The 6,688-nt window shown below is 71.5% G+C and carries 7 protein-coding genes; 1 reads left to right on the top strand and 6 read right to left on the bottom strand.

Translation table 11 applies throughout. The features are described from left to right. The 3 genes from E7Z54_RS20680 to E7Z54_RS20670 form a co-directional block, all read right to left on the bottom strand. A partial coding sequence (locus tag E7Z54_RS20680) for a nucleoside hydrolase (protein WP_206056435.1) occupies positions 1-391 on the bottom strand: 391 nt, incomplete at its 3' end. Continuing rightward, positions 384-1,388, bottom strand: a complete 1,005-nt coding sequence (locus E7Z54_RS20675; RefSeq protein ID WP_136436627.1) for a hypothetical protein — start codon at positions 1,386-1,388, stop codon at positions 384-386. The genes E7Z54_RS20675 and E7Z54_RS20680, both read right to left, overlap by 8 nt. Positions 1,389-1,428: 40 nt before the next feature. Then, complete coding sequence (locus E7Z54_RS20670) at positions 1,429-2,376, bottom strand: bifunctional riboflavin kinase/FAD synthetase (protein WP_206056434.1); 948 nt, start codon at positions 2,374-2,376, stop codon at positions 1,429-1,431. A 70-nt stretch (positions 2,377-2,446) separates the two neighbouring features. Between E7Z54_RS20670 and E7Z54_RS20665 the strand changes: the two genes are divergently transcribed. Further along, positions 2,447-3,205, top strand: coding sequence for a L,D-transpeptidase family protein (locus E7Z54_RS20665; protein ID WP_136436625.1), 759 nt, complete (start codon positions 2,447-2,449; stop codon positions 3,203-3,205). A 1-nt stretch (position 3,206) separates the two neighbouring features. On the opposite strand, the gene truB is transcribed toward E7Z54_RS20665, so the two are convergent. The 3 genes from truB to infB all read right to left on the bottom strand — a co-directional run. After that, positions 3,207-4,064 carry a tRNA pseudouridine(55) synthase TruB gene (gene truB / locus E7Z54_RS20660; protein ID WP_136436624.1) on the bottom strand — a complete coding sequence of 286 codons (858 nt, stop codon included), beginning with the start codon at positions 4,062-4,064 and terminating at the stop codon, positions 3,207-3,209. After that, positions 4,065-4,547: a 30S ribosome-binding factor RbfA gene (gene rbfA, locus E7Z54_RS20655; protein WP_240769815.1), complete on the bottom strand. Its 483-nt coding sequence runs from the start codon at positions 4,545-4,547 to the stop codon at positions 4,065-4,067. 72 nt (positions 4,548-4,619) lie between these two features. Next, positions 4,620-6,688 (bottom strand): translation initiation factor IF-2 (gene infB / locus E7Z54_RS20650; RefSeq protein ID WP_136436622.1); only part of this gene is annotated, 2,069 nt, incomplete at its 5' end.

Raw genomic sequence — 6,688 nt, 5'->3', positions numbered from 1 at the left:
CGAGGTTGGTCAGCGGGCCGGTCGGCACCAGTGCGACCGGCTGGGTCGCTGCGCGCAGCGTCTCGACCAGCCACTCGACCGCGTCGCCCGACGCGACGGACTCCGGCTCCGGCAGGTCGAGAACGGGATGCAGGTCGGCGCGGCCGCTGGGCAGGGGCTCGATCCGCGGCCGGATCGGCGCGTTGCGACCCGCGTGCACACCGACGGCCCCGCGGCCGAGGAGGTCCAGCACTCGCAGGGTGTTGTCGGTGGTGTGGGCCACGTCGTGGTTGCCCCACACCGTGGTGACCCCGAGCAGGTCCAGGTCGGGGTGCAGCGCGGCGAGCATCACCGCGACCGCGTCGTCGGTGCCGGTGTCGCAGTCGAGGATGACCGGAAGGCGGTCACTCATGCCACGCCGCCGGGTCGCGGAGCGACCGGTAGGCCACGCGCGCGCTGACCGCACGCTCCAGCTCGCGGGTGACGACCGAGAAGAACTGGCGCCGGTAGAGCTCGTCGGTCACCGCGTAGACGGTGAAGTACAGGCCACTGAACGCGGCGAGGAAGGTCGAGACCCGGACCAGCTCCTGGCTGAGCCGCTCGCCTGTCCACTCGCCGACCGGTCCGGCGATGGCGTGGACGGTGCCCTCGCTGGTCCACGAGCCGACGACCTCCGGCTCCATGACCACCACGCCGAACACGATGAAGAAGGCGAACACGGCCAGAGCCAGCAGCAGCACCTGGACCGACTGGGCCACCAGCAGCACCAGCACGAGATTGGCCTTCTGCAGGCCCGAGACCTCTGCGTCGACCGCGCCGACGCGGTCAACCCGCTCCGCCAGGCCGCGCGCCGCGGACTCGAGCGGGGTGCCGGCACAGGCCTCGATCAGCTGCGCGGCCTCCACCTCGTCGTCGACACTGTCGAGCTCCTCGGGCAGTCGCGCCAGCAGGAAGCCCACGGCCACCGCGGCGAAGAGCAGCACGGTGACCCACAGCACGCCGCCGTCCAGGCTGGCCGCGACCTGCCAGACCTCCGCGTTGATGAAGAGGAAGGTGATGAAGAGGAGCAGCAGCGGCAGGGCGCGCGTGACGAGGGGGAACATCAACCCGAGAGACCGGAAGGTGCGACCCACCGCCCAGGTGACGATCAGCCACGCGCGCAGCGTCGCGACGGCGTAGACGGCGAGTACCGCGACCGCGACGGTCAGGCCACTGCCGAGGCCGGCGGACGGACCCAGCGACATCCCGGCGAGCACTCCCGAGACCGTCCCGAGGAGTACGGCGACCGCGACCACCGCCGCGATCCGCCCCCTGCGCAGTCCCCTCGCCACCGCCTCGCGGTAGCCGTCGACGAAGTAGGGCAGGCCGTGGTCCACGAACCACCTCTCGGCCGCGGCCACGTCGGACACGTCGGACGACCCGTTACCCGAACGAGTGCCGTCAGCCACGTCAGGCGCCCAGGATCGTCCGGGCGCGGGTCACGTCGTCGGCCATCGCCTCGAGCAGTGCGTCGACGGAGTCGAAGCGCACCATGCCGCGGAGCCGCTCCAGGAACGCCACCTCGACCTGACGGCCGTAGAGCTCGAGGTCCGTGCGGTCCAGGACGTAGGACTCGACCCGCCGCTCACGCTCCCCGTCGAACGTCGGGTTGGTGCCCACGCTGATCGCCGCGGGGTGGACGGTCCCGGCGTCCGGGCCGTCGAGCACGGTCAGCCGGCCGGCGTAGACGCCGTCTGCCGGCGCGGCCGCCCCGGGGCCGACGGGCACGTTGGCCGTCGGGAAGCCCAGCTCGCGGCCACGCTTGTCACCCTCGACGACGACCCCGCGCGCGGTGAAGGGACGGCCCAGCGCCTCCGCCGCGCCCGCCACGTCACCCGCCGCGAGGCAGGTCCGCACGTACGTCGACGACCACACCTGGGGCCCACCGTCGAGGCTGACCTCCTCGAGCACGAAGTCGTTGTCCTTGCCGGCCTCACGCAGCAGGTTGCAGTCACCCGCGGCACGGTTGCCGAACCGGAAGTTGGCCCCGACCACGACCGCCTTCGCATGCAGGGTGTCGACCAGGATCCAGTCGATGAACTCCTCCGGCGTCCAGGCCGCGACCTGACGTGAGAACGGGATGACCAGGACGTCGTCGACGCCGGCCTCCCCCAACAGGCGCAGTCGCTCGTCGATCGTGGTGAGCGTCGGCGGCGCGTGCTCGGGCCGCAGCACCGCGATCGGATGGGGATCGAAGGTGACCGCGACGACGTCGGCGACGCCGACCTCCGCACCCACCTCGCGCGCCCGCTGCACGACGTGCTGGTGTCCGAGGTGCATGCCGTCGAAGTTCCCTATCGTGACGACCGTGCGCCCGAGCTCGGCCGGGACATCGGTCAGGTCGCGCCACACTCGCACGGCGGCAACTCTCCCACACCGCTGACCGGCCACGCAGGCTGACCGCGCGCCACCTGCCATGATCGAGAGCATGCGGTGGCGGCAGTGGCTGGTGCCGGCACTTCTCTGGGTGCTGGCGCTGACGGCGTGCACGACACCGAACGCGGCGCCGGACGCGGTCCCTGCGGCGACCTCTACCGCGACCTCGACCGCGACACCGACCGCCCCGCGTGCGTCCTCCGCCGCGACGTCGACCGAGTGGGCCGCGCGGATCCCTGCCAGGACCCGTCAGGTGGTCCGCACGATCTCCAGCGACCGGTGGTGCACCCGGGTCCACTGCACGGTGACCCAGGCGTGGGCGAAGAGCCACGGCCGCTGGACCATGGTGCGGGAGTTCCGCTCCTCGATCGGGCCGCAGGGCTGGGGCAAGACGAGGAAGGACGACGGGCGCACGCCCGTGGGGGTGTTCCGGATCAAGATCACCTTCTCCACGACCGCCACCAACCCGGGCCGGATGCCGTGGCGCCGCCGACTGCCCACCAGCAACGTCACCGACGACAACGGCCGGCTCTACAACACCTGGGTCGAGGAGCCGTGGCGTACCGACGGCGACCGGCCGTCGATGCGGTCGGGCTTCGTCGTCGACTACAACCACGTCCGCCTGCGCGCCGGCGCCGGGCCCGCGCCCGTGCAGGGCGCAGGGAGTGGGATCTTCTACCACACCTCGCGGCCCGGCCGGCCCTGGGAGCCGAGCGAGGGCTGCACCCGCGTGGGCGACCCGCGGGACATGCGCTGGCTGCTCACATGGCTCCGGCCGGGCACCCGTCCGCGAGTCGTGCAGAACCTCTGAGTCAGCCGACGAAGACCGCGGCCGGCCGCGCCAGGTCGCCCTCGGGCCGGTAGAGCGCGAGGAACTCGCCGTCCGGGGCGAAGACCGCGGTCAGCTCGTCGATCGCGACCGGCAGTGGTCGCCCGTAGCGGACCCCCTGGGCCTGGTCCTCGTCGAGGTCGAGCGCGGGGAACGACGCCCGCGCAGCGACAGCGAGCGGCGTCACGAGCAGGTGGTCGAGGTCGGTGTTGGCATCCGCCAGCGTGAACGAGCCGACCGAGTGGCGCCGGAGGGCGGTGAGGTGGCCACCCACACCGAGAGCGTCGCCGAGGTCGCGGGCGATCGCGCGGATGTAGGTGCCGCTCGAGCAGGCCACCCGGATCTCCAGGTCGAGCATCTCGCCGTCGAGGCGGAAGTTGTCAGCCGCGATCTCACGGATGGTCACCGGTCGCGGCTTCAGCTCGACCTCCTCGCCCGCTCGGGCGCGCGCGTAGGCACGCTGGCCGTCGACCTTGATCGCGGAGACGGTCGACGGGACCTGGAGGATGTCCCCCTCGAACGCGCGCAGTGCGTTGCGGACCGTCTCTTCCGTCAGGTGGGCCGCTGACGTCGTGGCGACGACCTCACCCTCGGCGTCGTCGGTCGTGGTGCTGGCACCGAGCCGGACCGTGGCGGAGTAGGTCTTCTCCGTGAGCATCAGGTGGCCGAGCAGACGCGTGGCGCGCTCGACGCCGAGCACGAGCACGCCCGTCGCCATCGGGTCGAGGGTGCCCGCGTGCCCCACCTTGCGGGTCCCCATGGTCCGACGTACGCGGGCGACGACGTCGTGCGACGTCATTCCCGCGGGCTTGTCGACCACGACCAGCCCGGACTCCGCCACTTAGGCGTCGTCCCCGAGGTCGTCGGCGTCCGACTCATCCCCGTCGACGTCGTCGCCGATCTCGCGCGGCTTCTTGTACGGGTCCGGCTCGCCCGCCGGCTGCGCGCCCTCCCGGGCCGCGGCGACCGCGGCGTCCGCCTCCTTGGCCCGGGCCAGCACCTCGTCGAGGTGCCGAGCGGACTCCGGGATCCCGTCGAACTCGAAGGCCAGGGACGGCACGTGGCGCATGCCGAGCTGCTTGCCGACCTCGGAGCGGAGCAGGCCCTTGGCCGACTCCAGGGCGGCCGCCGTGGACTGCTGGTCGGCGTCCTCGCCGAGCACGGTGTAGTAGATCGTGGCGTTCTGCGCGTCGCCGGTGAGGCGGACGTCGGTCACCGTCACGAAGCCGAGTCGAGGGTCCTTGATCCGTCGCTCGAGCATCTCGGCGACGATCACTCGGATCCGGTCGGCGATCTTGCGCACGCGGGGGCTGGCCATTCTCAGTTCCTATCAGTAGGACGACTGCGCCGCCCGCCCCGGACGGGAACGGGCGGCGCAGCCATCATGTGCAGCAGCTCAGCTGCGGGGGATCTCTCGCATCTCGAAGGCCTCGACGATGTCGCCCTCCTTGATGTCCTGGAAGTTCCTGAGCACGAGACCGCACTCGAAGCCTTCCCGGACCTCCGACGCGTCGTCCTTCTCCCGCTTGAGCGAGGCGAGGTCGAGGTTGTCGGCGACGACGGCGCCGTCGCGGAGCACCCGCACCTTGGCGTTGCGCCGGATGACACCACCGATGACCATGCAGCCGGCGATGTTGCCGATCTTCGACGAGCGGAAGATCGCTCGGATCTCCGCCTGGCCGAGAGTCGACTCCTCGTACTCCGGCTTGAGCATGCCCTTGAGGGCGGCCTCGATCTCCTCGATCGCCTGGTAGATGACCGAGTAGTACTTGATCTCGACACCCTCGCGGTCGGCGAGCTCGGCGGCCTTGCCCTGCGCGCGGACGTTGAAGCCGATGATGATGGCGTCCGACGCCGCGGCCAGGTTGACGTTGGCCTCGGTGATGGCGCCCACACCGCGGTCGATGACCCGGAGCGAGACCTCCTCGCCGACCTCGAGTGCCGCGAGCGCGTCCTCGAGGGCCTCCACCGAACCGGACACATCGCCCTTGAGGATGAGGTTGAGCTCCTGGCTCTCGCCCTTCTCCATGGAGGCCATGAAGTCCTCGAGAGTACGACGCACGCGGCGCTTCGCCTGCAGGGCGGCCCGCTCGCGGGCCTCCCGCTTCTCGGCGATCTGACGCGCCATGCGGTCGTCCTCGACCACGATGAAGTTCTGACCCGCACCCGGCACCGACGAGAGCCCGAGGACCATCGCGGGGCGACCCGGGTCGGCCTCGGCCATCTCCACGCCGTGCTCGTCGAGCATCGCCCGGACCCGGCCGTGAGCCGGACCGGCGACGATCGAGTCGCCGACGCGCAGCGTGCCGCGCTGGACGAGGATCGTGGCGACCGGGCCGCGACCGCGGTCCAGGTGCGCCTCGACCACGAGGCCCTGCGCGTCCTGGCCGGGGTTGGCCCGGAGGTCCAGGGAGGCGTCGGCCGTCAGGACGACCGCCTCGAGCAGCTTGTCGAGGTTGATCCCCGACTTGGCCGAGACGTCGACGAACATCGCGTCGCCGCCGTACTCCTCGGGGACCAGGCCGTACTCGGTCAGCTGGCCACGGACCTTGGTCGGGTCCGCCTCCGGCTTGTCGATCTTGTTGACCGCGACCACGATCGGGACACCGGCGGCCTTGGCGTGGTTGAGCGCCTCGACCGTCTGCGGCATCACGCCGTCGTCCGCCGCGACCACGAGGATCGCGATGTCCGACGACTGCGAGCCGCGGGCACGCATGGCGGTGAACGCCTCGTGACCCGGGGTGTCGATGAAGGTGATCCGGCGGTCCTCGCCGTCGACATCGGTGTGCACCTGGTAGGCACCGATGTGCTGGGTGATGCCACCTGCCTCGCCGGCCACCACGTTGGCACCGCGCAGCGCGTCGAGCAGCTTGGTCTTTCCGTGGTCGACGTGACCCATCACGGTCACGACCGGCGGGCGGATGACCAGGTCGTCCTCGTTGCCCTCGTCGGCACCGAACTCGATGTCGAAGGACTCGAGCAGCTCGCGGTCCTCGTCCTCGGGCGAGACGACCTCGACCACGTAGTTGAGCTCGTCGCCGAGCAGCTCGAGGGTCTCGTCGCCCACCGACTGGGTGGCCGTCACCATCTCGCCGAGGTGGAAGAGCATCTGCACGAGGGAGGCCGCGTCCACGCCGATCTTGTCGGCGAAGTCGGTCAGCGAGGAGCCGCGGGCGAGACGAATGGTCTCACCGTTGCCCTTGCGGACCCGCATGCCGCCGATCGTCGGGGCCTCCATGGCCTCGAACTCCTGGCGACGGGCCCGCTTGGACTTGCGGCCTCGGCGGGCGGGACCGCCCGGGCGACCGAACGCACCCTGGGTCTGTCCACGCTGGCCGGGACGACCGCCGCCGGGGCGACCGCCAGGACCGGCGAAGCCACCGGGAGCGCCACCGGGACGACCCGGAGCACCGGCACCGGCACCGGGGCCGCCGCGACCGGGAGCACCGGTCCGCGCACCGCCGG

Origin of the sequence: Nocardioides sp. (genome assembly GCF_004803405.1) — a bacterium.
Taxonomy (GTDB): Bacteria; Actinomycetota; Actinomycetes; order Propionibacteriales; family Nocardioidaceae; genus Nocardioides; species Nocardioides vastitatis.
The sequence above is the reverse complement of the archived record's forward strand: the minus strand, read 5'-3'. Positions and strand labels throughout refer to the sequence as shown.